The organism is Klebsiella sp. HC6, from assembly GCF_022605325.1.
GTDB classification, from domain to species: Bacteria; Pseudomonadota; Gammaproteobacteria; order Enterobacterales; family Enterobacteriaceae; genus Klebsiella; species Klebsiella terrigena.
The window spans coordinates 5,891,828-5,917,344 of record NZ_CP093276.1 but is presented as its reverse complement, the minus strand read 5'-3'; the positions used below and the strand labels follow the sequence as shown (position 1 = coordinate 5,917,344).

19 protein-coding genes, 2 tRNA genes and 3 rRNA genes are annotated in these 25,517 nt (G+C 54.3%); 18 read left to right on the top strand and 6 right to left on the bottom strand.

Annotated features, from left to right (window positions below; translation table 11 throughout):
- Positions 1–201 precede the first annotated feature (201 nt).
- The 7 genes from kup (at position 202) to rbsR (ending at position 8,111) form a co-directional block, all read left to right on the top strand.
- Positions 202–2,070 carry a low affinity potassium transporter Kup gene (gene kup / locus MMW58_RS28455; RefSeq protein WP_133600274.1) on the top strand — a complete coding sequence of 623 codons (1,869 nt, stop codon included), beginning with the start codon at positions 202–204 and terminating at the stop codon, positions 2,068–2,070.
- A 185-nt stretch (positions 2,071–2,255) separates the two neighbouring features.
- Positions 2,256–2,675 carry a D-ribose pyranase gene (gene rbsD, locus MMW58_RS28450; RefSeq protein WP_045853722.1) on the top strand — a complete coding sequence of 140 codons (420 nt, stop codon included), beginning with the start codon at positions 2,256–2,258 and terminating at the stop codon, positions 2,673–2,675.
- Positions 2,676–2,685: 10 nt separating this feature from the next.
- Positions 2,686–4,191, top strand: coding sequence for a ribose ABC transporter ATP-binding protein RbsA (gene rbsA / locus MMW58_RS28445; RefSeq protein WP_133600275.1), 1,506 nt, complete (start codon positions 2,686–2,688; stop codon positions 4,189–4,191).
- 5 nt (positions 4,192–4,196) lie between these two features.
- Positions 4,197–5,162, top strand: a complete 966-nt coding sequence (gene rbsC, locus MMW58_RS28440) for a ribose ABC transporter permease (protein ID WP_041143370.1) — start codon at positions 4,197–4,199, stop codon at positions 5,160–5,162.
- 27 nt (positions 5,163–5,189) lie between these two features.
- The gene (gene rbsB, locus MMW58_RS28435; protein ID WP_241722547.1) at positions 5,190–6,080 is read left to right on the top strand and encodes a ribose ABC transporter substrate-binding protein RbsB; all 891 of its coding nucleotides are present in this window, start codon (positions 5,190–5,192) and stop codon (positions 6,078–6,080) included.
- Positions 6,081–6,182: 102 nt separating this feature from the next.
- Positions 6,183–7,115, top strand: coding sequence for a ribokinase (rbsK, locus tag MMW58_RS28430; protein WP_166646198.1), 933 nt, complete (start codon positions 6,183–6,185; stop codon positions 7,113–7,115).
- A gap of 12 nt (positions 7,116–7,127) precedes the next feature.
- Positions 7,128–8,111 carry a ribose operon transcriptional repressor RbsR gene (rbsR, locus tag MMW58_RS28425; RefSeq protein WP_166646206.1) on the top strand — a complete coding sequence of 328 codons (984 nt, stop codon included), beginning with the start codon at positions 7,128–7,130 and terminating at the stop codon, positions 8,109–8,111.
- Here the strand turns inward: rbsR and mdtD are convergent.
- Both mdtD and MMW58_RS28415 read right to left on the bottom strand, forming a co-directional pair.
- Entirely contained in the window at positions 8,108–9,505 is a 1,398-nt protein-coding gene (gene mdtD / locus MMW58_RS28420; RefSeq protein WP_133600277.1) for a multidrug transporter subunit MdtD, read from the bottom strand. The two genes, rbsR and mdtD, sit on opposite strands and share 4 nt — an antisense overlap.
- A 10-nt stretch (positions 9,506–9,515) precedes the next feature.
- Positions 9,516–10,217, bottom strand: a complete 702-nt coding sequence (locus MMW58_RS28415) for a FadR/GntR family transcriptional regulator (protein WP_241722546.1) — start codon at positions 10,215–10,217, stop codon at positions 9,516–9,518.
- Positions 10,218–10,709: 492 nt separating this feature from the next.
- On the opposite strand from MMW58_RS28415, the gene MMW58_RS28410 reads away from it, so the two are divergent.
- From MMW58_RS28410 to rrf, 5 genes are all read left to right on the top strand, one after another.
- Positions 10,710–12,249: ribosomal RNA gene (locus tag MMW58_RS28410) — 16S ribosomal RNA — on the top strand.
- Between the two features lie 70 nt (positions 12,250–12,319).
- Positions 12,320–12,396: transfer RNA gene (locus MMW58_RS28405), tRNA-Ile, on the top strand.
- Between the two features lie 110 nt (positions 12,397–12,506).
- Positions 12,507–12,582, top strand: a tRNA-Ala gene (locus MMW58_RS28400).
- A gap of 206 nt (positions 12,583–12,788) precedes the next feature.
- Positions 12,789–15,696, top strand: a 23S ribosomal RNA gene (locus tag MMW58_RS28395).
- A 97-nt stretch (positions 15,697–15,793) separates the two neighbouring features.
- A 5S ribosomal RNA gene (gene rrf / locus MMW58_RS28390) occupies positions 15,794–15,909 on the top strand.
- Together the 16S, 23S and 5S rRNA genes with 2 tRNA genes alongside form the textbook arrangement of a ribosomal RNA operon.
- 132 nt (positions 15,910–16,041) lie before the next feature.
- On the opposite strand, the gene mobB is transcribed toward rrf, so the two are convergent.
- Positions 16,042–16,554, bottom strand: a complete 513-nt coding sequence (gene mobB, locus MMW58_RS28385; RefSeq protein WP_241722545.1) for a molybdopterin-guanine dinucleotide biosynthesis protein MobB — start codon at positions 16,552–16,554, stop codon at positions 16,042–16,044.
- The gene (gene mobA, locus MMW58_RS28380) at positions 16,551–17,141 is read right to left on the bottom strand and encodes a molybdenum cofactor guanylyltransferase MobA (protein ID WP_133601280.1); all 591 of its coding nucleotides are present in this window, start codon (positions 17,139–17,141) and stop codon (positions 16,551–16,553) included. Before mobA ends, mobB begins: the two co-directional genes overlap by 4 nt.
- 71 nt (positions 17,142–17,212) lie before the next feature.
- Here mobA and MMW58_RS28375 point away from each other — a divergent pair, with 71 nt between their 5' ends.
- The 3 genes from MMW58_RS28375 (at position 17,213) to dsbA (ending at position 19,195) form a co-directional block, all read left to right on the top strand.
- Complete coding sequence (locus MMW58_RS28375) at positions 17,213–17,482, top strand: YihD family protein (RefSeq protein ID WP_045853708.1); 270 nt, start codon at positions 17,213–17,215, stop codon at positions 17,480–17,482.
- Positions 17,483–17,557: 75 nt separating this feature from the next.
- Positions 17,558–18,544 (top strand): serine/threonine protein kinase, encoded by a 987-nt coding sequence (locus MMW58_RS28370; RefSeq protein WP_241722544.1) that lies wholly within the window; start codon positions 17,558–17,560, stop codon positions 18,542–18,544.
- A 27-nt stretch (positions 18,545–18,571) separates the two neighbouring features.
- Complete coding sequence (gene dsbA, locus MMW58_RS28365; RefSeq protein ID WP_241722543.1) at positions 18,572–19,195, top strand: thiol:disulfide interchange protein DsbA; 624 nt, start codon at positions 18,572–18,574, stop codon at positions 19,193–19,195.
- 51 nt (positions 19,196–19,246) lie between these two features.
- On the opposite strand, the gene MMW58_RS28360 is transcribed toward dsbA, so the two are convergent.
- Positions 19,247–20,146, bottom strand: a complete 900-nt coding sequence (locus MMW58_RS28360) for an acyltransferase (RefSeq protein WP_241722542.1) — start codon at positions 20,144–20,146, stop codon at positions 19,247–19,249.
- Between the two features lie 395 nt (positions 20,147–20,541).
- Between MMW58_RS28360 and polA the strand changes: the two genes are divergently transcribed.
- Both polA and spfP read left to right on the top strand, forming a co-directional pair.
- Positions 20,542–23,328 carry a DNA polymerase I gene (gene polA / locus MMW58_RS28355; protein WP_133601283.1) on the top strand — a complete coding sequence of 929 codons (2,787 nt, stop codon included), beginning with the start codon at positions 20,542–20,544 and terminating at the stop codon, positions 23,326–23,328.
- 165 nt (positions 23,329–23,493) lie between these two features.
- Entirely contained in the window at positions 23,494–23,541 is a 48-nt protein-coding gene (spfP, locus tag MMW58_RS30465) for a small protein SpfP (protein WP_071892919.1), read from the top strand.
- 147 nt (positions 23,542–23,688) lie between these two features.
- Here the strand turns inward: spfP and yihA are convergent, their stop codons facing one another.
- Positions 23,689–24,321, bottom strand: coding sequence for a ribosome biogenesis GTP-binding protein YihA/YsxC (gene yihA / locus MMW58_RS28350; protein WP_041143382.1), 633 nt, complete (start codon positions 24,319–24,321; stop codon positions 23,689–23,691).
- Positions 24,322–24,914: 593 nt separating this feature from the next.
- On the opposite strand from yihA, the gene yihI reads away from it, so the two are divergent.
- The gene (gene yihI, locus MMW58_RS28345; protein ID WP_133601284.1) at positions 24,915–25,421 is read left to right on the top strand and encodes a Der GTPase-activating protein YihI; all 507 of its coding nucleotides are present in this window, start codon (positions 24,915–24,917) and stop codon (positions 25,419–25,421) included.
- Positions 25,422–25,517 lie beyond the last annotated feature (96 nt).

Sequence of the window (25,517 nt, the reverse complement as noted above, 5' to 3'; positions counted from 1 at the left end):
AAAGAATCGTGCATACTGTGCGCTTTTTGTGAGCCTGAGGACCGGGAACACATTTGTTTTATATACACAAAAACATTCAGGATGCGGCAAGGCAGCAAGGGATGAAATCCCCTGGCGCACGGCTATGTGAGCGGGATTTCTGGACGCCACCTGCGCAGAAGCAGCTTGAAAAATGATATGTATAAACGAAAAGACTAGTCTATGAGCTCTGATAATAAGCAATCGCTTCCGGCAGTAACGCTGGCGGCAATCGGCGTGGTATACGGCGATATTGGCACCAGCCCGCTGTATACACTGCGTGAATGTCTGTCAGGTCAGTTTGGGTTTGGCGTTGAACGTGATGCCGTTTTTGGCTTTCTGTCGCTAATTTTCTGGCTGTTAATTTTTACCGTATCACTCAAATATATCACCTTCGTAATGCGGGCGGACAACGCCGGAGAGGGGGGCATCCTGACGCTAATGTCGCTAGCGGGACGCAATACGTCCGCGCGAATGACGTCGGTGCTGGTTATCCTTGGGCTGATTGGCGGCAGCTTCTTCTATGGCGAGGTGGTCATCACCCCGGCGATCTCGGTGATGTCGGCGATTGAGGGGCTGGAAATTATTGCGCCCAATCTGGATACTTGGGTTGTTCCGATATCCATTATTGTGCTGACGCTGCTGTTTGCCATCCAGAAGCACGGCACCAGTATGGTGGGTAAGCTGTTTGCGCCGATTATGCTGATTTGGTTCCTGCTGCTGGCGGTGCTTGGTGCGCGCAGCATCATTGATAATCCGGAAGTCTTGCAGGCGCTGAACCCGTACTGGGCGGTGCACTTCTTCCTCGAATATAAGACCGTCTCTTTTGTCGCCCTCGGGGCGGTGGTGCTGTCCATTACCGGCGTTGAGGCGCTGTATGCCGATATGGGCCACTTCGGTAAATTGCCTATCCGCTTAGCGTGGTTCTCCGTGGTGCTGCCTTCGCTGGTGCTGAACTACTTCGGCCAGGGGGCGCTGCTGCTCAAACATCCTGAGGCGATCAAAAACCCGTTCTTCCTGCTGGCGCCTGAATGGGCGCTGATCCCGATGCTGATTATCGCCGCTCTGGCGACGGTAATTGCCTCCCAGGCGGTTATTTCCGGGGTCTTCTCGTTGACCCGCCAGGCGGTGCGCCTGGGATACCTGTCGCCAATGCGCATCATCCATACCTCCGAGATGGAGTCCGGGCAGATTTATATCCCGTTCATCAACTGGCTGCTGTACGTTTCGGTGGTCATTGTGATTATCAGCTTCGAGCACTCCTCCAACCTGGCGGCGGCGTACGGTATCGCGGTGACCGGCACCATGGTGCTGACCACTATCCTGTTCACCACCGTGGCGCGTCAAAACTGGCACTGGAATAAATTCCTCGTGGCGCTGCTGTTTATCGCCTTTATGTGCATCGACCTGCCGCTGTTCTCGGCCAACCTGGATAAAATCGTCTCCGGCGGCTGGCTGCCGCTGACCCTTGGCCTGGTGATGTTCACCGTGATGACCACCTGGAAGAGCGAGCGTTTCCGCCTGCTGCGCCGGATGCATGAACACGGCAACTCGCTGGAAGCAATGATCTCTTCGCTGGAGAAATCGCCGCCGGTCCGCGTGCCGGGCACGGCGGTCTATATGTCCCGCGCCCTAAACGTTATCCCGTTTGCCCTGCTGCACAACCTCAAGCACAACAAGGTGCTGCATGAGCGGGTGATCCTGCTGACGCTGCGGACCGAAGATGCGCCTTACGTGCACAACGTTCGCCGGGTGCAGATCGAGCAAATCTCACCGTCGTTCTGGCGCGTGGTGGCGAGCTACGGCTGGCGCGAAACGCCGAATGTGGAAGAAGTTTTCCACCGCTGCGGGCTGGAAGGGCTGAGCTGTCGGATGATGGAAACCTCATTCTTCATGTCGCATGAATCGCTGATTATCGGCAAACGGCCGTGGTATCTGCGGCTGCGCGGCAAGCTCTATCTCCTGCTGCAGCGCAACGCCCTGCGGGCGCCGGATCAGTTTGAGATCCCGCCTAACCGGGTCATTGAGCTGGGTACCCAGGTCGAAATTTGATGTTCCGAAGCCCTTCCTTGCGAAGGGCTTTTTATTGTTTTTTGCCTGCGCTCACTTTTCTCTCCCCACGCTTGCGAAACGTTTCGATGGCGATCACATTTCTCTCTTTTGGCGGTGGTTTTCTGCGCGTATTTTGACAATACTCTGTTCAGCGAAACGTTTCGCTACTGGAGCAGAAGAGAAAAATGAAAAAGGGCACCGTACTTAACGCTGATATTTCCTCGGTTATCTCCCGCCTGGGCCATACCGATACGCTGGTGGTCTGCGATGCCGGGTTGCCGGTTCCCCGCAGCAGCGCGCGTATTGATATGGCATTAACCCAGGGCGTTCCCTCCTTTATGCAGGTTCTGGAGGTGGTAACGGCGGAAATGCAGGTTGAAGCGGCGATCCTTGCGGAAGAGATTAAAACTCATAATCCGCAGCTCCATGCGACGTTGCTCACTCACCTTGAGCTGCTGCAGCAATACCAGGGAAACACCATTGAAATTCGTTACACCAGTCATGAGCAGTTTAAAAAACAAACCGCGGATAGTCAGGCGGTGATTCGCAGCGGGGAGTGCTCCCCGTTTGCGAACGTCATTCTCTGTGCCGGCGTCACGTTCTGAGGTCGCCGATATGGAAGCCTTATTGCAGTTAAAAGGGATCGATAAAGCGTTCCCAGGCGTCAAAGCGCTCTCCGGCGCCGCGCTCAACGTCTATGCCGGCCGGGTAATGGCGCTGGTTGGCGAAAACGGTGCCGGTAAGTCCACCATGATGAAGGTGCTGACCGGGATCTACGCCCGCGACGCCGGCTCCTTAACGTGGTTAGGAAAAGAGACCACCTTCAACGGACCGAAATCCTCTCAGGAAGCCGGGATCGGTATTATCCACCAGGAACTCAACCTCATCCCCCAGCTGACGATCGCGGAGAATATTTTCCTCGGCCGTGAGTTCGTGAACCGGTTTGGCAAAATCGACTGGAAAACGATGTATGCCGAAGCGGACAAGCTGCTGGCGAAGCTGAATTTACGTTTTAACAGCCAAAAGCTGGTGGGCGATTTGTCGATTGGCGATCAGCAGATGGTTGAAATTGCCAAGGTGCTGAGCTTTGAGTCGAAGGTCATCATTATGGATGAGCCGACGGACGCCCTGACCGACACCGAAACGGCCTCCCTGTTCCGCGTTATCCGCGAGCTGAAATCTCAGGGGCGCGGGATCGTCTATATCTCCCACCGCATGAAAGAGATCTTCGAGATTTGCGACGATGTTACCGTCTTTCGCGACGGGCAGTTTATCGCCGAGCGCGAGGTGGCGAGCCTGGATGAAGACCTGCTGATTGAGATGATGGTCGGCCGCAAGCTGGAAGACCAGTATCCGCGCCTGGATAAAGCGCCGGGTGCCGTGCGTCTCAAGGTCGATAACCTGTGCGGGCCGGGCGTGGAAAACGTCTCCTTTACCCTGCGACAGGGGGAGATTCTCGGCGTCGCCGGGCTGATGGGCGCCGGGCGCACGGAGCTGATGAAGGTCCTGTACGGCGCGCTGGTGCGCAGCAGCGGCTCCGTCACCCTCGACGGGCACGAAGTGGTCACCCGCTCCCCGCAGGATGGCCTGGCGAACGGCATCGTTTATATCTCCGAAGACCGCAAGCGCGATGGCTTAGTCCTCGGCATGTCGGTGAAGGAAAACATGTCTCTGACCGCGCTGCGCTACTTCAGCCACGCCGGCGGCCGGCTGAAGCATAAAGATGAACAGCAGGCGGTGGGCGATTTCATCCGCCTGTTCAATGTCAAAACGCCATCGATGGAGCAGGCGATCGGCCTGCTCTCCGGCGGTAACCAGCAGAAGGTGGCCATCGCCCGCGGGCTGATGACCCGCCCGAAGGTCCTGATCCTTGATGAGCCTACCCGCGGCGTGGACGTTGGGGCGAAGAAAGAGATCTACCAGCTGATTAACCAGTTTAAGGCCGATGGTCTGAGCATCATTCTGGTCTCTTCGGAGATGCCGGAAGTGTTGGGCATGAGCGATCGCATCATTGTGATGCATGAAGGGCATCTCGGCGGTGAATTTACACGCGAGCAGGCCACCCAGGAAGTATTGATGGCTGCCGCTGTGGGCAAGCTTAACCGTGTGAATCAGGAGTAAAAAAGATGACAACCCAGGCTGCTGCTGGTCGCCGCTATTTCACTAAAGCATGGCTGATGGAGCAAAAATCGCTGATTGCCCTGCTGGTGCTGATAGCGATTGTCTCGACCATGAGCCCCAACTTTTTTACCGTCAATAACCTGTTCAATATCCTGCAGCAGACTTCGGTTAACGCCATTATGGCGGTGGGAATGACGCTGGTTATTCTCACTTCGGGGATCGACCTGTCGGTGGGCTCCCTGCTGGCGCTGACCGGCGCGGTTGCCGCGTCGATTGTCGGCCTTGAGGTTAATGCGCTGGTGGCGATTGCCGGCGCGCTGGCGCTGGGCGCGGCCATCGGTGCGGTGACCGGGGTGATTGTAGCGAAAGGGCGCGTGCAGGCCTTTATTGCCACGCTGGTGATGATGCTGCTGCTGCGCGGGGTGACGATGGTCTACACCAACGGCAGCCCGGTGAATACCGGGTTTACGGATAATGCCGATCTGTTTGGCTGGTTTGGTATCGGCCGTCCGCTGGGGATCCCGACGCCGGTGTGGATTATGGCGATCGTCTTCCTTGCCGCCTGGTACATGCTGCACCACACGCGCCTGGGCCGCTATATCTACGCGCTGGGCGGCAACGAAGCGGCCACGCGCCTGTCCGGTATCAGCGTGAATAAAGTTAAAATCATCGTCTATTCTCTGTGTGGCCTGCTGGCTTCGCTGGCGGGCATTATCGAAGTGGCGCGTCTCTCCTCCGCGCAGCCGACGGCGGGGACCGGCTATGAGCTGGATGCCATTGCGGCGGTGGTGCTGGGCGGTACCAGCCTGGCCGGCGGCAAGGGGCGCATCGTCGGTACCCTGATTGGGGCACTGATCCTCGGCTTCCTGAATAACGGATTGAACCTATTAGGCGTTTCTTCCTATTACCAGATGATCGTTAAAGCGGTGGTCATTTTGCTGGCGGTGCTGGTAGATAACAAAAAGCAGTAACTAAGAACTCTACAGGACATCTTAACTATGAATATGAAAAAACTGGCGACCCTGGTATCTGCTGTTGCTTTAAGCGCGACCGTGAGCGCCAACGCGATGGCGAAAGATACCATTGCCCTGGTTATCTCGACCCTTAACAACCCGTTCTTTGTCTCCCTGAAAGATGGCGCCCAGAAAGAAGCCGACAAGCTGGGCTACAACCTGGTGGTGCTGGATTCACAAAATAACCCGGCAAAAGAGCTGGCCAACGTGCAGGATTTGACGGTGCGTGGCGCTAAGCTGCTGCTGATCAACCCGACCGACTCTGATGCGGTAGGTAACGCCGTGAAGATGGCTAATCAGGCGAAGATCCCGGTTATTACCCTTGACCGTCAGGCGGCGAAAGGCGACGTGGTTAGCCATATTGCTTCTGATAACGTGCTCGGCGGCAAAATGGCCGGCGACTATATTGCGAAGAAAGCGGGTGAGAACGCTAAGGTTATTGAGCTGCAGGGTATCGCAGGGACATCCGCGGCGCGCGAGCGTGGCGAAGGCTTTAAGCAGGCCGTCGCGGCGCACAAATTTAACGTGCTGGCGAGCCAGCCGGCAGATTTCGACCGTACCAAGGGCCTGAACGTCATGCAGAACCTGCTGACGGCTCATCCGGACGTGCAGGCGGTATTTGCTCAGAACGACGAAATGGCGCTGGGCGCACTGCGCGCTTTACAAACGGCGGGTAAATCCGATGTGATGGTGGTTGGATTTGACGGCACTCCGGATGGCGAAAAAGCGGTAAATAGTGGCAAACTAGCTGCGACAATCGCCCAGCTGCCTGAGCAGATCGGCGTGAAAGGCGTCGAGACTGCCGATAAAGTGCTGAAGGGTGAAAAAGTGGATGCCAGCTATCCGGTTGAGCTGAAACTGGTCATTAAGCAGTAGTAATATGCGATTCGGGCCGGCAACGGTCCGAGGGACAACATAAAAAAGAAAAGCAGGGCATGCGCCACCGGAGTCCGGTGGCGCGCTTTCCCGGGAACTCAAATGATGAAAACCGCAGGCAAACTTGTCGTCCTTGGCAGCATCAATGCCGATCACATTCTTAACCTTAAATCTTTCCCGACGCCGGGCGAAACCGTCACCGGCAGCCACTATCAGGTGGCTTTCGGCGGTAAAGGCGCCAACCAGGCCGTTGCCGCCGGGCGCAGCGGGGCAAACATTGCGTTTATCGCCTGTACCGGCGATGACGATACCGGCGAGCGCGTTCGCCGCCAGCTGGCGAGCGATAACATCGACATCGCGCCGGTGCGCGCGGTAAAAGATGAATCAACCGGCGTGGCGCTTATTTTTGTTAACGGCGAAGGTGAGAATGTCATCGGCATTCATGCCGGCGCCAATGCCGCCCTTTCGGTCGCTCAGGTTGAGGCTGAGAAGGCGCGTATTGCCGACGCCGATGCGCTGCTGATGCAGCTGGAGTCGCCGCTGGAGAGCGTGCTGGCGGCGGCCAAAATCGCCCATCAGCATCAAACAAGCGTGGTGCTGAATCCGGCCCCGGCGCGCGAGCTGTCGGATGAACTGCTGGCGCTGGTGGATATCATCACCCCTAACGAAACGGAAGCGGAGAAGCTGACCGGTATTCGCGTCGAAAACGATGACGATGCGGCCAAAGCGGCTAACGCGCTCCATAAAAAAGGTATCGGTACCGTTATTATTACGCTCGGCAGCCGCGGCGTCTGGGTGAGCCACGATGGCGAAGGCCGCCGGGTCCCGGGCTTTAAGGTTCAGGCCATCGATACCATTGCCGCGGGCGATACCTTTAACGGCGCCCTGGTCACCGCATTACTGGAAGGGACCGCGCTGGCAGAGGCCATCCGCTTTGCCCATGCCGCCGCCGCCATTGCCGTTACCCGCAAAGGCGCGCAGCCTTCAGTGCCGTGGCGAAAAGAAATCGACGAATTTTTACGTCAACAGGGGTAACGCTTGGCTACCATGAAGGATGTGGCCCGCGAGGCGGGCGTTTCCACCTCGACGGTTTCCCACGTCATTAATAAAGATCGTTTCGTCAGCGAGGCGGTTACCGCCAAAGTGGACGCGGCGATCAAAAACCTTAACTACGCGCCGTCCGCTCTGGCGCGTAGCCTCAAGCTCAATCAAACCCGCACCATCGGTATGCTGATTACCGCCAGTACCAACCCGTTTTATTCTGAGCTGGTGCGCGGCGTAGAGCGTAGCTGTTTTGAACGCGGCTATAGCCTGGTGCTGTGCAATACGGAAGGTGACGAGCAGCGCATGAACAGTAATCTCGAAACGCTGATGCAAAAGCGCGTCGATGGCTTACTGCTGCTCTGTACCGAGACGCATCAGCCTTCGCCAGAAATTATGCAGCGCTATCCTTCGGTGCCAACGGTGATGATGGACTGGGCGCCGTTTGATGGCGACAGCGATCTGATTCAGGATAACTCGCTGCTGGGGGGCGATATGGCGACCCAGTACCTGATAGACCAGGGGTATACCCGGATTGCCTGTATCGCCGGCCCGCTGGATAAAACGCCGTCGCGGCTGCGCCTGGAGGGCTATCACGCCGCGATGTCCCGCGCCGGGCTGGAAGTGGCTGAGGGATACGTGATTACCAGCGACTTTGAATTTGGCGGTGGATTCAGCGCGATGCAGGAGCTGCTGACCTTATCGGAACGCCCGCAGGCGGTATTTGTCGGCAACGACGCCATGGCGTTTGGGGCATATCAGTCGCTTTACCAGGCCGGGCTGCGTATTCCGCAGGATATGGCGCTGGTGGGCTATGACGATATCGAGCTGGCCCGCTATATGACGCCGCCGCTGACAACTATCCATCAGCCAAAGGATGAGCTGGGCGAGCTGGCGATTGATGTGCTGATTCACCGGATGGCCGATCCCGGACAGCAGCAGCAGCGCGTGCAGCTCACCCCTGAGCTTATCGTTCGCGGTTCAGCCTAGCGTTTGTGCCGTTCCTTTATCAGGTTGCGGCCATCCTTCGCCTTTAACAGCATAAACACCAGCGCGGATACGACGGTGATCGCGCCCATCGTAATAAAGGTGTAGTGAAACTGCTCCACGGTACTGGCGCTGTCGAACCCTTCATAAAAGCGCAGTACCGCCGCGCTAATCGCCACCCCGAGACTGATTGATAGCTGCTGCGTGACCGCGAGCAGGCTGTTGCCGCCGCTGGCGTTATCATCGGTGAGGTCGGCAAGCGTAATGGTGTTCATTGAGGTGAACTGAGTGGACATTGCCATCCCCAGAACGAAGAGCGGCAGCAGCAGCATCCAGACGGGCATCGCGGGCGACTGGAACGAGAACTGGGCGATCATCAGGCCGATAAATATCGTTACCCCTACCAGCGTTTTCCGGTAGCCGAGCCAGCGCAGGATCTGCGTAACGGTAGATTTCGCGATAATAGAGCCGACGGCGGTTGGCGCTATCATGCAGCCGGCGATGATTGCCGAATAGCCAAAACCGACCTGCAGCATCAGCGGCATCAGGAACGGCACGCAGCCCGTACCCAGACGCGTTGCCAGATTACCGGCGATACCCACTGAAAATGTTCGGGTCTTAAATAAAGAAAGCGAGATCAGCGGAGCTGGATGGCGGCGGGCATGGCGAATATAGGCCAGCAGTAAAAGAACGCTAAGGGCGATAACCGTCAGCGCGATCCAGCTGGCGACGATTTTCTCGCCAAACAGTTCGATACCGCTGGAGAACAGCACCAGGCTTAGCCCAAAGAGCAAAAATCCGCGGGTATCGAAACGTCGGCGTGGCGTAGTGAAGTCCGGCATGCATTTACGCGCATAAAGGATGCCAATAATGCCAATGGGAATATTGATCAGGAAAATCCAGTGCCAGCTGGCCCAGGTCACCAGCACGCCGCCGAGAACGGGACCAAGAATAGGGCCGACAAGCCCCGGCATCGTTACGAAGTTCAGCACCGGCAGCAGCTCGCTGCGTGGATAGGCCCGCAATAATGCCAGCCGCGCGACCGGCATCATCATCGCGCCGCCAACCCCTTGAATGACGCGAAAGATGACCAGCTCCATCAGGGAGCCGGAAAGCGCGCAGGCGAGGGAGCCGAGCGTAAACAGGCCGACGGCAATAATAAACACTTTCCGCGTGCCGAAGCGGTCGGCCAGCCATCCGCTGACCGGAATGAGCATTGCTACCGTTAGCGTATAGCTGATGATCGCGGACTGCATTGCCAGCGGCGAACGGTTGAGGCTATGGGCTATTGCCGGAAGGGCGGTATTCAGAATGGTGGCGTCCAGCGCCTGCATAAAAAAGGCCATCGCCGCAATCCACGGCAGTCCGGCCATACTACGCCCTTTCTTCTCGGTCATGCGGAACCCTTTATTTACCTGAATGGTTTGGTGCGCTCAGCAGGGCCTGGCAGGCGCTGAGCGCTCGCGGGCCGTCGCTGTTCAGAATAGCGTCAACAATTGCCTGATGGAGATCCAGCTTCACCACCTCATTCTGGGTAATAGAAGTGAAGTAAGTGTGATAGACCGAATGGAATAGCGAGGCGAAAGAGATAAGGAAGGGATTACCGCTCATTTCATAGATGTGCTCATGCCAGGCCATATCGACTTCAATCCAGCGCTCGCGCTGGAAGCGTCTTTTCAGCTCGCCCATATCTTCCATTAGGCTATTAAGCTGCGCCTTCTGCTCCGCGCAGCCGTGGGTGGCGGCCAGAAAGCAGGCCTGCGGCTCGAGGCTGCTGCGCATGACGAGGAAGTGGGTCACCACCTCTTCGAAGTTATCTTCCGTTAACCACCAGGAGAGCAGCTCCTTGTCGAGAAAGTTCCAGCTACTGCGTGGCATAACGCGGGTACCGATGCGCGGGCGCGGCAAGAGCATACCTTTCGCTGTCAGCGTCTTGACCGCCTCTCGTACCGCAGTTCGGCTCACGCCGAACTGCTCGCCCAGCTCCATTTCGCCGGGGAGAATGCTTTCCGGCTGATATTCGCCGGTCAGAATTTTTTGGGCCAGTTTCTCCGCCAGTACCCAGGAGATGTTTTTCTGTGCCGCCAGTTGCTGTGCGCTTAAAGACATAAATGCCGTTCCTTTCTCTTTTCTACTCTATCAGTATGCCACCAGGCGGGGCATTTCGTTGTTTAAAACGGCAAAACGCCGGTTTTTTGCCACTCCGCGACCCGTTTTGGTGAAAAAAGAGGCGGTTGAAAAGTTTTTTGCAAACAGGGCTTGTCAACGTCGGAGAACTCCCTATAATGCGCCTCCACTGACACGGAACAACGGCTTACAGGCCGCCGGGTCAGAAGGCTCCAGCGCTGAATATCAGCCGCGGAAGCCGACAGAGAAAAGCAAAATAAACGCTTGACTCTGAATGAGGAAAACGTAATATACGGGACCTCGCGACAGAGCGCTAAAGCGCGTCGCAACTGCTCTTTAACAATTTATCAGACAATCTGTGTGGGCACTCAAAGTGACATGGATTCTTAACGTCCTCGGACGAAAAATGAATACCAAGTCTCTGAGTGAACATACGTAATTCATTACGAAGTTTAATTCATGAGCATCAAACTTAAATTGAAGAGTTTGATCATGGCTCAGATTGAACGCTGGCGGCAGGCCTAACACATGCAAGTCGAGCGGTAGCACAGAGAGCTTGCTCTCGGGTGACGAGCGGCGGACGGGTGAGTAATGTCTGGGAAACTGCCTGATGGAGGGGGATAACTACTGGAAACGGTAGCTAATACCGCATAACGTCGCAAGACCAAAGTGGGGGACCTTCGGGCCTCATGCCATCAGATGTGCCCAGATGGGATTAGCTAGTAGGTGAGGTAATGGCTCACCTAGGCGACGATCCCTAGCTGGTCTGAGAGGATGACCAGCCACACTGGAACTGAGACACGGTCCAGACTCCTACGGGAGGCAGCAGTGGGGAATATTGCACAATGGGCGCAAGCCTGATGCAGCCATGCCGCGTGTATGAAGAAGGCCTTCGGGTTGTAAAGTACTTTCAGCGAGGAGGAAGGCGATAAGGTTAATAACCTTGTCGATTGACGTTACTCGCAGAAGAAGCACCGGCTAACTCCGTGCCAGCAGCCGCGGTAATACGGAGGGTGCAAGCGTTAATCGGAATTACTGGGCGTAAAGCGCACGCAGGCGGTCTGTCAAGTCGGATGTGAAATCCCCGGGCTCAACCTGGGAACTGCATCCGAAACTGGCAGGCTAGAGTCTTGTAGAGGGGGGTAGAATTCCAGGTGTAGCGGTGAAATGCGTAGAGATCTGGAGGAATACCGGTGGCGAAGGCGGCCCCCTGGACAAAGACTGACGCTCAGGTGCGAAAGCGTGGGGAGCAAACAGGATTAGATACCCTGGTAGTCCACGCTGTAAACGATGTCGACTTGGAGGTTGTTCCCTTGAGGAGTGGCTTCCGGAGCTAACGCGTTAAGTCGACCGCCTGGGGAGTACGGCCGCAAGGTTAAAACTCAAATGAATTGACGGGGGCCCGCACAAGCGGTGGAGCATGTGGTTTAATTCGATGCAACGCGAAGAACCTTACCTACTCTTGACATCCAGAGAACTTAGCAGAGATGCTTTGGTGCCTTCGGGAACTCTGAGACAGGTGCTGCATGGCTGTCGTCAGCTCGTGTTGTGAAATGTTGGGTTAAGTCCCGCAACGAGCGCAACCCTTATCCTTTGTTGCCAGCGGTTCGGCCGGGAACTCAAAGGAGACTGCCAGTGATAAACTGGAGGAAGGTGGGGATGACGTCAAGTCATCATGGCCCTTACGAGTAGGGCTACACACGTGCTACAATGGCATATACAAAGAGAAGCGACCTCGCGAGAGCAAGCGGACCTCATAAAGTATGTCGTAGTCCGGATCGGAGTCTGCAACTCGACTCCGTGAAGTCGGAATCGCTAGTAATCGTGGATCAGAATGCCACGGTGAATACGTTCCCGGGCCTTGTACACACCGCCCGTCACACCATGGGAGTGGGTTGCAAAAGAAGTAGGTAGCTTAACCTTCGGGAGGGCGCTTACCACTTTGTGATTCATGACTGGGGTGAAGTCGTAACAAGGTAACCGTAGGGGAACCTGCGGTTGGATCACCTCCTTACCTGAAGAACCTGCCTTTGTAGTGTCCACACAGATTGTCTGATGAAAAATAAGCAGTAAAAAATCTCTGCAGGCTTGTAGCTCAGGTGGTTAGAGCGCACCCCTGATAAGGGTGAGGTCGGTGGTTCAAGTCCACTCAGGCCTACCAAATTCATCCTGAATACTGCGTTGTGAAACGACTCGCATACTTCAGTATGCTTCGTCCTCCCACGCCTTGTCTCAGTCTGAATTACCGGTACAAGAGATTAGTTTTACGATGGGGTTATAGCTCAGCTGGGAGAGCGCCTGCCTTGCACGCAGGAGGTCTGCGGTTCGATCCCGCATAGCTCCACCATCCTTTTACTGCACAAAATAAGAAAACTTCAGAGTGTTCCTGAAAAGGTGCACTGCGAAGTTTTGCTCTTTAAAAATCTGGATCAAGCTGAAAATTGAAACGACACACTGTTTCCTTTCTCCGTAATAAGAAAGGAAAGACGGTGTGTTCGAGTCTCTCAAATTTTCACAACACGACCTGTTTTACGAAACAGCTTCGGGTTGTGAGGTTAAGCGACTAAGCGTACACGGTGGATGCCCTGGCAGTCAGAGGCGATGAAGGACGTGCTAATCTGCGATAAGCGTCGGTAAGGTGATATGAACCGTTATAACCGGCGATTTCCGAATGGGGAAACCCAGTGTGTTTCGACACACTATCGTTAAGTGAATACATAGCTTAACGAAGCGAACCGGGGGAACTGAAACATCTAAGTACCCCGAGGAAAAGAAATCAACCGAGATTCCCCCAGTAGCGGCGAGCGAACGGGGAGCAGCCCAGAACCTGAATCAGTTTGTGTGTTAGTGGAAGCGTCTGGAAAGTCGCAGGGTACAGGGTGATACTCCCGTACACTAAAATGCACATTCTGTGAGTTCGAAGAGTAGGGCGGGACACGTGGTATCCTGTCTGAATATGGGGGGACCATCCTCCAAGGCTAAATACTCCTGACTGACCGATAGTGAACCAGTACCGTGAGGGAAAGGCGAAAAGAACCCCGGCGAGGGGAGTGAAACAGAACCTGAAACCGTGTACGTACAAGCAGTGGGAGCCTGATTTGTCAGGTGACTGCGTACCTTTTGTATAATGGGTCAGCGACTTATATTCTGTAGCAAGGTTAACCGTATAGGGGAGCCGCAGGGAAACCGAGTCTTAACTGGGCGTTAAGTTGCAGGGTATAGACCCGAAACCCGGTGATCTAGCCATGGGCAGGTTGAAGGTTGGGTAACACTAACTGGAGGACCGAACCGACTAATGTTGAAAAATTAGCGGATGACTTGTGGCTGGGGGTGAAAGGCCAATCAAACCGGGAGATAGCTGGTTCTCCCCGAAAGCTATTTAGGTAGCGCCTCGTGAATTCATCTTCGGGGGTAGAGCACTGTTTCGGCTAGGGGGTCATCCCGACTTACCAACCCGATGCAAACTACGAATACCGAAGAATGTTATCACGGGAGACACACGGCGGGTGCTAACGTCCGTCGTGAAGAGGGAAACAACCCAGACCGCCAGCTAAGGTCCCAAAGTCATGGTTAAGTGGGAAACGATGTGGGAAGGCACAGACAGCCAGGATGTTGGCTTAGAAGCAGCCATCATTTAAAGAAAGCGTAATAGCTCACTGGTCGAGTCGGCCTGCGCGGAAGATGTAACGGGGCTAAACCATGCACCGAAGCTGCGGCAGCGACGCTTAGGCGTTGTTGGGTAGGGGAGCGTTCTGTAAGCCGTTGAAGGTGGCCTGTGAGGGTTGCTGGAGGTATCAGAAGTGCGAATGCTGACATAAGTAACGATAAAGCGGGTGAAAAGCCCGCTCGCCGGAAGACCAAGGGTTCCTGTCCAACGTTAATCGGGGCAGGGTGAGTCGACCCCTAAGGCGAGGCCGAAAGGCGTAGTCGATGGGAAACAGGTTAATATTCCTGTACTCGGTGTTACTGCGAAGGGGGGACGGAGAAGGCTATGTTAGCCGGGCGACGGTTGTCCCGGTTTAAGCATGTAGGCGGAGAGTTTAGGTAAATCCGGACTCTTGTTAACGCTGAGGTGTGACGACGAGGCACTACGGTGCTGAAGTAACAAATGCCCTGCTTCCAGGAAAAGCCTCTAAGCATCAGGTAACATCAAATCGTACCCCAAACCGACACAGGTGGTCAGGTAGAGAATACCAAGGCGCTTGAGAGAACTCGGGTGAAGGAACTAGGCAAAATGGTGCCGTAACTTCGGGAGAAGGCACGCTGATGGTAAGTGAAGCGACTTGCTCGTGGAGCTGAAATCAGTCGAAGATACCAGCTGGCTGCAACTGTTTATTAAAAACACAGCACTGTGCAAACACGAAAGTGGACGTATACGGTGTGACGCCTGCCCGGTGCCGGAAGGTTAATTGATGGGGTTATCCGTAAGGAGAAGCTCTTGATCGAAGCCCCGGTAAACGGCGGCCGTAACTATAACGGTCCTAAGGTAGCGAAATTCCTTGTCGGGTAAGTTCCGACCTGCACGAATGGCGTAATGATGGCCAGGCTGTCTCCACCCGAGACTCAGTGAAATTGAACTCGCTGTGAAGATGCAGTGTACCCGCGGCAAGACGGAAAGACCCCGTGAACCTTTACTATAGCTTGACACTGAACATTGAGCCTTGATGTGTAGGATAGGTGGGAGGCTTTGAAGCGTGGACGCCAGTCTGCGTGGAGCCAACCTTGAAATACCACCCTTTAATGTTTGATGTTCTAACGTAGACCCGTGATCCGGGTTGCGGACAGTGTCTGGTGGGTAGTTTGACTGGGGCGGTCTCCTCCCAAAGAGTAACGGAGGAGCACGAAGGTTAGCTAATCCTGGTCGGACATCAGGAGGTTAGTGCAATGGCATAAGCTAGCTTGACTGCGAGCGTGACGGCGCGAGCAGGTGCGAAAGCAGGTCATAGTGATCCGGTGGTTCTGAATGGAAGGGCCATCGCTCAACGGATAAAAGGTACTCCGGGGATAACAGGCTGATACCGCCCAAGAGTTCATATCGACGGCGGTGTTTGGCACCTCGATGTCGGCTCATCACATCCTGGGGCTGAAGTAGGTCCCAAGGGTACGGCTGTTCGCCGTTTAAAGTGGTACGCGAGCTGGGTTTAGAACGTCGTGAGACAGTTCGGTCCCTATCTGCCGTGGGCGCTGGAGAATTGAGGGGGGCTGCTCCTAGTACGAGAGGACCGGAGTGGACGCATCACTGGTGTTCGGGTTGTCATGCCAATGGCATTGCCCGGTAGCTAAATGCGGAAAAGATAAGTGCTGAAAGCATCTAAGCACGAAACTTGCCCCGAGATGAGTTCTCCCTGACTCCTTGAGAGTCCTGAAGGAACGTTGAAGACGACGACGTTGATAGGTCGGGTGTGTAAGCGTAGCGATACGTTGAGCTAACCGATACTAATGAACCGTGAGGCTTAACCTTACAACGCCAAAGCTGTTTGGTGTGGTGAATTTGAGAGATTTTCAGCTGATACAGATTAACTGACAGGCCTTGATGGCGTGTTGGTAAACAGAATTTGCCTGGCGGCAACAGCGCGGTGGTCCCACCTGACCCCATGCCGAACTCAGAAGTGAAACGCCGTAGCGCCGATGGTAGTGTGGGGTCTCCCCATGTGAGAGTAGGGAACTGCCAGGCATCAAACAAACAGAAAAACCTCATGCGAAAGCATGGGGTTTTTTTGTTGTCTGCGGTTCATGAAAAGCGGCCGGACGCCGCCCGGATCGGGCGCCGCGTCCCTAACCCTTCAGCCGCTAATCTTGCCTCTCATCACCTGCGCTGTTCTTCTAACCAGCGCACAATAAATGCCGCGATCTGCGCAATATTATTTAAATCCAGCTGGGGCAAAGAAGTTATCACCGGCCCATCGCTGGCCACCGCAATAACGTACTTATCGAGAACAAGATCCTCAACACGATGGCCGCCGTTTTGCCGAAAAAGCACGATCTTAGCTACAGGTTCATGCTTAAAACCCTCTACCAGCACAACGTCCAGCTTTGAGGCATCCATCCGGCTAACCAGCCACCGCAGGTCTACTTCTTCTTGATCCGGAGTTTCAGTCATTAGCGCCCAGCGCTGCGTACTGGCGACAATAGTCTGCGCGGCACCTGCTTTGCGCAGCTCATAGCTGTCTTTCCCTGGCTTATCGACATCCATATCGTGATGGGTATGCTTTATCAAACCTGGGCGCAACCCCTCGGCGCATAATGCCGGGATCAGCTGCTTTAATAACGTTGTTTTACCGGTTCCGCTCCAGGCAGAAATTGCTAAAACAGGGATCATAACGGCTCCTGCATATCGTGAATATGCTGTAAGTCAGCAAGCGTATTCACATTAATAAACGCAGACTTTACGTCGCTAAAATCGACGCTATGCCCGCCTGCCTGGCGCATAAAGACCATCACTCGCCGTTCGCCGGCCGCCAGATAGGCTTCCAGCTGTGGTATTAGCCGGCGATGTATCAGGGCGATAGCGGGGTGATCCCGCTCCCCATCGTGCGCCCAGACCACCGGTGAGGCCTGCTTCTGCTGCATCAAACGCTCAACCAGAAACGGCGGAATAAACGGCGTGTCGCAGGGGCAAAACACAAACCAGGGACACTCTATCTGCTGCATCACCGACAGCATACCGGCCAGCGGTCCGGGAAAATCGCTAAGGCTATCGGTATAGATTGGGTAACCCGTCGCTTGCCAGCTTTGCAGATTACGGTTGGCGCTGATCGCCAGGCTGGTCACCTGCGGTTGCAGCGCATCCGTAACATAGCGCCATAGCGGCTGCCCGTTTAGCGGCTGCAGTCCTTTATCCACTCCGCCCATCCGCGTGGCTTTTCCGCCGGCCAGCACGACGCCGGTTATTGCCTCGCCTTGCATAGAAATATCGCCTCTTTCATTGTGGGATTGACCCTGTTAACTTGTCCCTATCAAGAGTAAGGAGCATGACCATGAAATGTAAACGTCTGAATGAAGTTATTGAACTCCTCCAGCCAGCCTGGCAAAAAGAGCCGGAACTGAATCTGATTCAATTCTTGCAGAAATTGGCGAAAGAGGCCGGTTATAAGGGGGAACTCGCCGATCTTTCTGACGATATTCTTATTTACCATCTGAAGATGCGTGACTCGACAAAAGAAGCCGTTATTCCAGGGATTAAGAAAGACTACGAAGAAGATTTCAAAACGGCGCTACTGCGCGCTCGCGGCGTGATTAAAGAGTAAAAGGTTGTAAGTGCGACCACAGAATGAGTTATGAGATGATATCCTGAACTATTCGTACGATTATCGGATGTCAGGATGCACGATAAGGCTTTCAATTTTCAGACGCTTCACCCGGATACCATCATCGATGGCCTGTTTGATCTGGGGATGCGGGTAGACTCAGGTCTCACTCCGCTAAATAGCTATGAAAACCGCGTTTACCAGTTTCAGGACGAAGATCGCCGCCGCTATGTGGTGAAGTTCTATCGTCCTGAGCGTTGGTCTGCCGAACAGATCCTCGAAGAACACCAGTTTACCTTCCAGCTAGAGCAGGATGAGGTGCCCGTCGCCGCGCCGCTGCGCTTCAACGATCGCTCGCTTCATCAACACCAGGGCTTCTTCTTTGCCGTTTTCCCAAGCCTTGGCGGGCGTCAGTTTGAAGCAGATAACCTTGATCAGATGGAGTGGGTAGGGCGTTTTCTTGGCCGCCTGCATCAAACCGGGCGCAAGCAGCTCTTTGTTGCCCGACCAGAGATCGGCATTAAGGAATATTTACTCGAGCCGCGCGCGGTCTTTGAGCACTCAACGCTGATACCGGCCGGCCTGAAGGGACGTTTTCTCGCTGCGGTGGATAAGCTGATCGAGGCGGTCACGGCGAAATGGGACGGCGGCGCTAAGATCCTGCGCCTGCACGGCGACTGCCATGCCGGAAATATTCTCTGGCGCGATGGCCCGCTTTTTGTCGATCTGGATGATGCCCGCAACGGCCCCGCTATCCAGGATCTCTGGATGCTGCTGAACGGTGATAAAGCCGAACAGCGCATGCAGCTGGAGACGATCGTTGAAGCTTATGAAGAATTCAGCCCGTTTAACACCGACGAAATTGCCCTCATCGAACCTTTACGCGCCATGCGCTTAGTCTACTACCTTGCGTGGTTGCTGCGACGCTGGGACGATCCTGCCTTCCCTATCAACTTCCCATGGCTTACCGGGGAAGACTACTGGCGCGGGCAGACCAAAACTTTTCTTGAGCAGGTGAAGGTTCTACAGGAACCCCCTCTTCAGTTAACGCCAATGTATTAATCTGATATTTCCAGGAGAGAGTTAAAAATGAAAAAAATTTGGCTGGCGCTGGCTGGTATGATTCTGGCTTTTAGTGCATCCGCTGCCCAGATAACCGACGGCAAGCAGTACATTACCCTCGAGAAGCCGGTTGCCGGTGAGCCTCAGGTGCTCGAATTCTTCTCGTTCTACTGCCCGCACTGCTATCAGTTTGAAGAAGTGCTGCACGTTTCTGACAACGTGAAGAAAAAGCTGCCGGAAGGCGTCAAAATGACCAAGTACCACGTTGAGTTCCTTGGCCCGCTGGGCAAAGATTTAACTCAGGCGTGGGCGGTGGCCATGGCGCTGGGCGTTGAAGATCGGATCACCGTGCCGATGTTTGAAGCGGTGCAGAAAACACAAACCGTGCAGACCGTTGCCGATATTCGCAAAGTCTTCATTGATGCCGGCGTGAAGGGGGAAGATTACGATGCGGCCTGGAACAGCTTCGTGGTGAAATCTCTGGTTGCCCAGCAGGAAAAAGCCGCGGCTGACCTGCAGCTGCAGGGCGTACCGGCGATGTATGTTAACGGTAAGTATCAGCTGAACCCGCAGGGAATGGATACCAGTAATATGGACGCATTTGTCGCCCAGTATGCTGATACCGTTAAGCAGCTGGTTGAGAAGAAATAAAAAAATAACGCCGGTCACTGACCGGCGTTGTTGTCTTCGGGCTCAATAAAGTTACTTTTCCTGCCGTTGTAGCATTTTCGTCAGCCGGGCGTCTTTTTCTTGCCATAACTCGTTCAGCCAGCGCTGAAAGCGACGTTTAAAGTTCTTATCATTCACGTAATCACCGTGCAGCTCCTCAGCGACGGGCATCAGATTAACCTGCACCGTAATGCGCGTGAGGCGGCCGCAAAGCATATCGTAAAAGGGGCGTCGGTTATTCTGTGGATAGCATAACGTCACGTCCAGCAGCTTATCGAACTGACTGCCCAGTACGTTTAGCGCCATCGCAATGCCCGCCGCCTTTGGGGGTAATAAATTGGCGTAAGGCGAACGGGTCTGGTGCTGCTTTTCCTCGGTGAAACGCGACCCTTCGACAAAGTTAACGATGGTCGTTGGGTAAGCGCGGAATTTCTCGCAGGAGCGACGGGTCGTTGCAACATCTTTGCCGCGGCGCTCCGGGTGGCGGATGAGATAGCCTCGCGAGTAGCGGCGCATAAAGGGCATATCCAACGCCCAGCAGGCAAGACCGATAAAAGGCACCCAGGCTAGCTGCTGCTTGAGGAAGTATTTGTTCATCGGTATATGCTTGCGGAACAGCACGCAGAGCACCACGATATCTGCCCAGCTATGATGATTGCTAATGAGCAGATACCAGTTCTTTTTATTCAGTCCTTCAAGACCCTGCACGTCCCACTTCAGCCCCGGGTTGAGATACAGCAGCAGCGCCAGCCCTTCGCACCAGCAGTACATCATGAAATTACAAAAATGAGAGATAGCGCGCCATACCGCAGGGATCGGCACCAGCAGTTTAATGACTCCGGCGATGATAATCGGTACGGAACAAATAATGGTAACCAGGATGGTAAGAGCGATACTTAGAGGAAGCGTTATCGCTGCGAGTAATCTCGACATAGTTATTTTATTCAGAAAGTTAGGCTGAGAAAGAGCGCGATTAAACGGCGCAAGAGCCTGATTTTATCAGAAAACGCAGCAAATGACGGGTCTAACGAGAACAGAAAAACAGGCGGATCTTATATCCACATGGAGCATTGAGTCATAGTGACGGCTTTAAATCAATAAAACATATATAACATCATGATAAATAAACACTAATTATAGTGATGTGCGTTTTTTTTCACACGCACCGGCTACCGGCCTAAAACTATGCACAAACTTATCCACAGATAGCCGTACCGCAGGATCGACCGGATCGGTGAATCTTTTCGGCGAAATGTGGGAAAAATTCAGGTTTTCATGCCTGTCTGTGGCATCCTTTATCCATAATCTGATAAACAGGCACGGAAATTATGGTTCAGATCCCTGAAAACCCCCTCATCCTCGTTGACGGCTCCTCTTACCTTTACCGGGCGTATCACGCATTCCCGCCGCTGACCAACAGCGCAGGCGAGCCGACCGGCGCAATGTACGGCGTGCTGAATATGCTGCGAAGCCTGATCCTGCAGTACCAGCCCACCCATGCCGTGGTGGTGTTTGATGCCAAAGGAAAAACTTTCCGTGACGAACTGTTTGAGCACTACAAATCCCACCGTCCGCCGATGCCAGACGATCTGCGCGCGCAGATTGAGCCGCTGCACACGATGGTGAAAGCGATGGGCCTGCCGCTGATGGCGGTACCGGGCGTGGAGGCTGACGATGTGATTGGCACCCTGGCGCGTGAGGCTGAAAAAGCGGGTCGTCCGGTATTGATCAGTACCGGCGATAAGGACATGGCCCAGCTGGTCACTCCGGGTATCACCCTGATTAACACCATGACCAATACGATCCTCGGCCCGGATGAAGTGGTGACGAAGTACGGCGTTCCGCCAGAGCTGATCATCGATTTCCTCGCCCTGATGGGCGACTCCTCGGATAACATTCCAGGCGTTCCGGGGGTCGGAGAGAAAACAGCTCAGGCCCTGCTACAGGGATTGGGTGGCCTTGATACGCTGTATGCCGAAGCGGAAAAAATCGCTGGCCTGAGCTTCCGTGGCGCCAAAACAATGGCGGCGAAGCTCGAGCAGAATAAAGAGGTGGCGTACCTCTCCTACCAGCTGGCAACCATTAAAACAGACGTGGAGCTGGATCTGAGCTGCGAAGAGCTGCTGGTTGTGGAACCGGCGGCGGACGATCTGCTGACGCTGTTCAAAAAGTATGAATTCAAGCGCTGGATAACCGACGTGGAGTCCGGCAAATGGATGCAGGCAAAAGGGAGCAAGCCTGCGGCAAAACCGGCGCAAGCGGCGGTGGCTGAAGAAGAGGTTGTTGAAGCTGCGGCAACGCTGTCTGCCGAAAACTACGTCACCATTCTTGATGAAGAGACGCTAACGGCGTGGATTGAGAAGCTCAAGAAAGCGCCGCTGTTTGCTTTTGATACGGAAACGGACAGCCTGGATAACATTTCGGCCAACATGGTCGGCCTGTCGTTCGCTATCGAACCCGGCGTTGCGGCCTATGTGCCGGTTGCGCATGATTATCTCGATGCGCCGGATCAGATCCCGCGCGATCGCGTGCTTGAGCTGCTCAAACCGCTGCTGGAAGATAACAGCCTCCTCAAAGTTGGGCAAAACCTGAAGTACGACCGCGGGATTTTGGCGAACTATGGCATTGAGCTCCGCGGCATTGCCTTCGATACGATGCTGGAGTCCTACATCCTTGATAGCGTGGCCGGGCGCCATGACATGGATAGCCTCTCCGATCGCTGGCTTCAGCATAAAACCATTACCTTTGAAGAGATTGCCGGCAAAGGAAAGAATCAGCTTACGTTTAACCAGATTGCGTTGGAAGAAGCGGGTCGCTATGCGGCTGAAGATGCCGACGTCACTCTGCAGCTGCACCTGAAGATGTGGCCGAAGCTGCAGCAGCACGAAGGGCCGCTACACGTATTTAAAAATATCGAAATGCCGCTGGTACCGGTGCTATCCCGCGTTGAGCGCAACGGGGTTAAAATTGATCCGGCGGTGCTGCATGCCCATTCTCAGGAGATCGCTAAGCGCCTGGTTGAGCTGGAGCAGAAGGCCTATGAGATCGCCGGGGAAGAGTTCAATCTCTCCTCACCGAAGCAGCTGCAAACGATTCTGTTTGAAAAGCAGGGCATTAAACCGCTGAAGAAAACCCCAGGCGGCGCGCCGTCGACTTCGGAAGAGGTGCTGGAAGAGCTGGCGCTGGACTATCCGCTGCCGAAGGTGATTCTTGAGTACCGCGGGCTGGCCAAGCTGAAGTCGACGTATACCGATAAGCTGCCGCTGATGATTAACCCCAAAACCGGCCGGGTCCATACCTCATACCATCAGGCCGTTACCGCCACCGGGCGTCTCTCTTCCACGGACCCTAACCTGCAAAATATACCGGTGCGTAACGACGAAGGGCGACGCATTCGCCAGGCGTTTATCGCGCCGCAGGATTATCTCATCGTCTCTGCCGACTACTCGCAGATTGAACTGCGCATCATGGCCCATTTATCTCGCGATAATGGCCTGCTGACCGCTTTTGCCGAAGGGAAAGATATCCACCGGGCGACGGCGGCGGAGGTCTTTAGCCTGCCGCTGGAGAGCGTCAGCAGCGAGCAGCGTCGTAGCGCTAAAGCGATCAACTTTGGTTTGATCTACGGCATGAGCGCATTCGGCCTCGCGCGCCAGCTCAATATTCCGCGCAGAGAAGCGCAAAAGTATATGGATCTCTACTTCGAGCGCTATCCGGGCGTGCTGGATTATATGGAGCGTACCCGCGCGCAGGCGAAAGAGCAGGGATATGTTGAAACCCTGGACGGTCGTCGGCTCTATCTCCCGGACATCAAATCCAGCAACGGCGCACGTCGTGCGGGCGCTGAGCGAGCGGCAATCAACGCGCCAATGCAGGGGACGGCGGCGGATATCATTAAACGGGCAATGATTGCCGTTGATGAGTGGCTGCAGACCGAGAAGCCGCGGGTGCGGATGATCATGCAGGTGCACGATGAACTGGTCTTTGAAGTGCATAAAGATGACCTCGATAGCGTGGCGAAAAAGGTCCATGAATTAATGGAAAACAGCACCACGCTGGCGGTTCCGCTGCTGGTGGAAGTGGGTAGCGGAGAAAACTGGGATCAAGCGCACTAAGTATTTCGTGGAGAGAGCGCTTTTCTGTAAGTAAGCAACATAACTTATAGCGTTTTGTGACGATCATTCGAATTTGCTATGTAAAGAGTGAAAAAAAACTACAAAAAGTGCTTTCTCCCTAACTGAAAGAAGAGTAGAGTTAATGACGTAGGGTACAGAGGTAAGATGTTCTATCTTTCAGACCTTTTACTTCACGTAATCGGATTTGGCTGAATATTTTAGCCGCCCCGGTCATTTATGACCGGGGCGTTTTTTATTGCGCGGAAGAAAAGTTTTTATCGACCGGAATGGTGGGCGCTGGCCTGATTTTGTCGCCCGAATAAGGCGCTAAGCGCCGTTATCCGGGGAGTCTGACGGAGATTACTCCCCGTCTTCGATCTCTTCCTGAGGAGGGATTTCGTTAAACCAGCTATCGAGCTTCTGCCGCAGCTTATCGACGCCTGATTTCTTCAGCGAAGAGAATGCCTCAACCTGCACATCACCGTTAAAGGCGAGTACCGCCTCACGCACCATATTGAGCTGCGCTTTACGGGCTCCGCTGGCCAGCTTATCGGACTTAGTCAGCAGCACCAGCACCTGGATATCGCTTTCTACGGCCCATTCGATCATCTGCTGGTCGAGGTCTTTCAGCGGATGGCGAATATCCATCAAAATAACCAGCCCTTTCAGACACAGGCGTTTTTCGAGGTATTCACCCAGCGCCCGCTGCCATTTGATCTTCATCTCCTCGGGAACCTGAGCGTAGCCGTAGCCCGGTAAATCGACCAGGCGTTTACCGTCGGCAACTTCGAACAGGTTAATCAGCTGGGTACGCCCCGGCGTTTTTGAGGTACGCGCCAGGCTTTTCTGATTAGTCAGCGTATTCAGGGCGCTGGATTTCCCGGCATTTGAGCGACCGGCAAACGCCACTTCGATTCCGGTATCGGAAGGAAGATGGCGGATATCCGGTGCGCTGGTGACAAAATGCGTCTGTTGATAGTTCCAGTTGGTCAAGACTGTCGTCTCCGTTAAATAAGGCTATGGCGGGGATTATACCTGAACAACAGAAAAAGGCTGTTTTTACCGCATCCCTCAAATTAAGGCGCTGTAGGTTAAAACCATATGCTTTGTAAGACATTGACCATTCGTGGTATGGGAAATACATGAAAAAGATTGGTGGCTTAATGGTTAAAGTCATTATTTATCAATGCATTATATCTTGAAGAAAATTCCGAAAATTGCCTTTTTGCACGGTACCTGGTTGTAGGATTCCTTTAACCCGGTAAAGTAGTGGTCAAGGCGAGGATGCCAACAGGAACAGGGCTCAGGATGAGCGGTCAGGGAGCGCCAGGAGGCGAAGACCAGGGATTGTCAGGATGACCAGCGTCTGGAGACGTTTTCAAAGGGAAAAGGATGTAACAAGGAACGTTATTAGCTAAGGGAAAGACAGGGTTTGTCGTTAGCTAACATGGAAAGTGGAAACCCTTTAAGGGTTGTTCGTGAGGAAAAAGGCGACAGAGTAATCTGTCGCCTTTTTTCTTTGCTTGCTTTCTGCTAGATTCCGCCTCAATTCTATACTGAAGAAAACGATCTGAAGATTACACACCATGAAAAAACCGACATCTGTATCCCGTGGTAAAACACAGCGTAAGACGCGTGAAGAATTGAATCAGGAAGCCCGCGATCGCAAGCGTCAGAAGAAACATCGCGGTCATACGGCAGGAAGTCGCGCCACCGGCGGAGAGGGCTCCTCGGCAGGCAAAAAAGCAGGTCAGCAGCAAGATCCGCGTATTGGTAGCAAGAAACCGATTCCGCTGGGCGTGACCGAGAGCACCCCGGCTACTAAGCAGCACAAACCGAAGAGCGAGAAACCTATGCTTTCACCGCAGGCTGAGCTGGATTTGCTGGAAAACGATGAGCGCCTGGACGCGCTGCTGGAACGTCTGGAAGAGGGTGGTTCCCTGAATGCTGAAGAACAGACCTGGGTTGATGCCAAGCTCGATCGCATTGATGAGCTTATGCAGCAGCTCGGCCTCTCCTACGACGACGACGAAGATGAGGAAGAAGAAGAGCGCAAGGAAGATATGATGCGCCTGCTGAAGGGTGGAAACTAACGTTTGCACTCAGTCGGATTCCCGGTCCTGCTTATAACCCTTCTGGTTATGTGTTATCTGCTGTGGTTATTCGCTAAACTACGACGGTTGTCGCGG

What these genes read in the sequence shown, in the direction of transcription:
- kup (WP_133600274.1), top strand. Translation starts at nt 202, where the DNA reads ATGAGCTCTGATAATAAGCAATCGCTTCCGGCAGTAACGCTGGCGGCA.
- rbsD (WP_045853722.1), top strand. Translation starts at nt 2,256, where the DNA reads ATGAAAAAGGGCACCGTACTTAACGCTGATATTTCCTCGGTTATCTCC.
- rbsA (WP_133600275.1), top strand. Translation starts at nt 2,686, where the DNA reads ATGGAAGCCTTATTGCAGTTAAAAGGGATCGATAAAGCGTTCCCAGGC.
- rbsC (WP_041143370.1), top strand. Translation starts at nt 4,197, where the DNA reads ATGACAACCCAGGCTGCTGCTGGTCGCCGCTATTTCACTAAAGCATGG.
- rbsB (WP_241722547.1), top strand. Translation starts at nt 5,190, where the DNA reads ATGAATATGAAAAAACTGGCGACCCTGGTATCTGCTGTTGCTTTAAGC.
- rbsK (WP_166646198.1), top strand. Translation starts at nt 6,183, where the DNA reads ATGATGAAAACCGCAGGCAAACTTGTCGTCCTTGGCAGCATCAATGCC.
- rbsR (WP_166646206.1), top strand. Translation starts at nt 7,128, where the DNA reads ATGAAGGATGTGGCCCGCGAGGCGGGCGTTTCCACCTCGACGGTTTCC.
- mdtD (WP_133600277.1), bottom strand. Translation starts at nt 9,505, where the DNA reads ATGACCGAGAAGAAAGGGCGTAGTATGGCCGGACTGCCGTGGATTGCG.
- MMW58_RS28415 (WP_241722546.1), bottom strand. Translation starts at nt 10,217, where the DNA reads ATGTCTTTAAGCGCACAGCAACTGGCGGCACAGAAAAACATCTCCTGG.
- mobB (WP_241722545.1), bottom strand. Translation starts at nt 16,554, where the DNA reads ATGATCCCTGTTTTAGCAATTTCTGCCTGGAGCGGAACCGGTAAAACA.
- mobA (WP_133601280.1), bottom strand. Translation starts at nt 17,141, where the DNA reads ATGCAAGGCGAGGCAATAACCGGCGTCGTGCTGGCCGGCGGAAAAGCC.
- MMW58_RS28375 (WP_045853708.1), top strand. Translation starts at nt 17,213, where the DNA reads ATGAAATGTAAACGTCTGAATGAAGTTATTGAACTCCTCCAGCCAGCC.
- MMW58_RS28370 (WP_241722544.1), top strand. Translation starts at nt 17,558, where the DNA reads ATGCACGATAAGGCTTTCAATTTTCAGACGCTTCACCCGGATACCATC.
- dsbA (WP_241722543.1), top strand. Translation starts at nt 18,572, where the DNA reads ATGAAAAAAATTTGGCTGGCGCTGGCTGGTATGATTCTGGCTTTTAGT.
- MMW58_RS28360 (WP_241722542.1), bottom strand. Translation starts at nt 20,146, where the DNA reads ATGTCGAGATTACTCGCAGCGATAACGCTTCCTCTAAGTATCGCTCTT.
- polA (WP_133601283.1), top strand. Translation starts at nt 20,542, where the DNA reads ATGGTTCAGATCCCTGAAAACCCCCTCATCCTCGTTGACGGCTCCTCT.
- yihI (WP_133601284.1), top strand. Translation starts at nt 24,915, where the DNA reads ATGAAAAAACCGACATCTGTATCCCGTGGTAAAACACAGCGTAAGACG.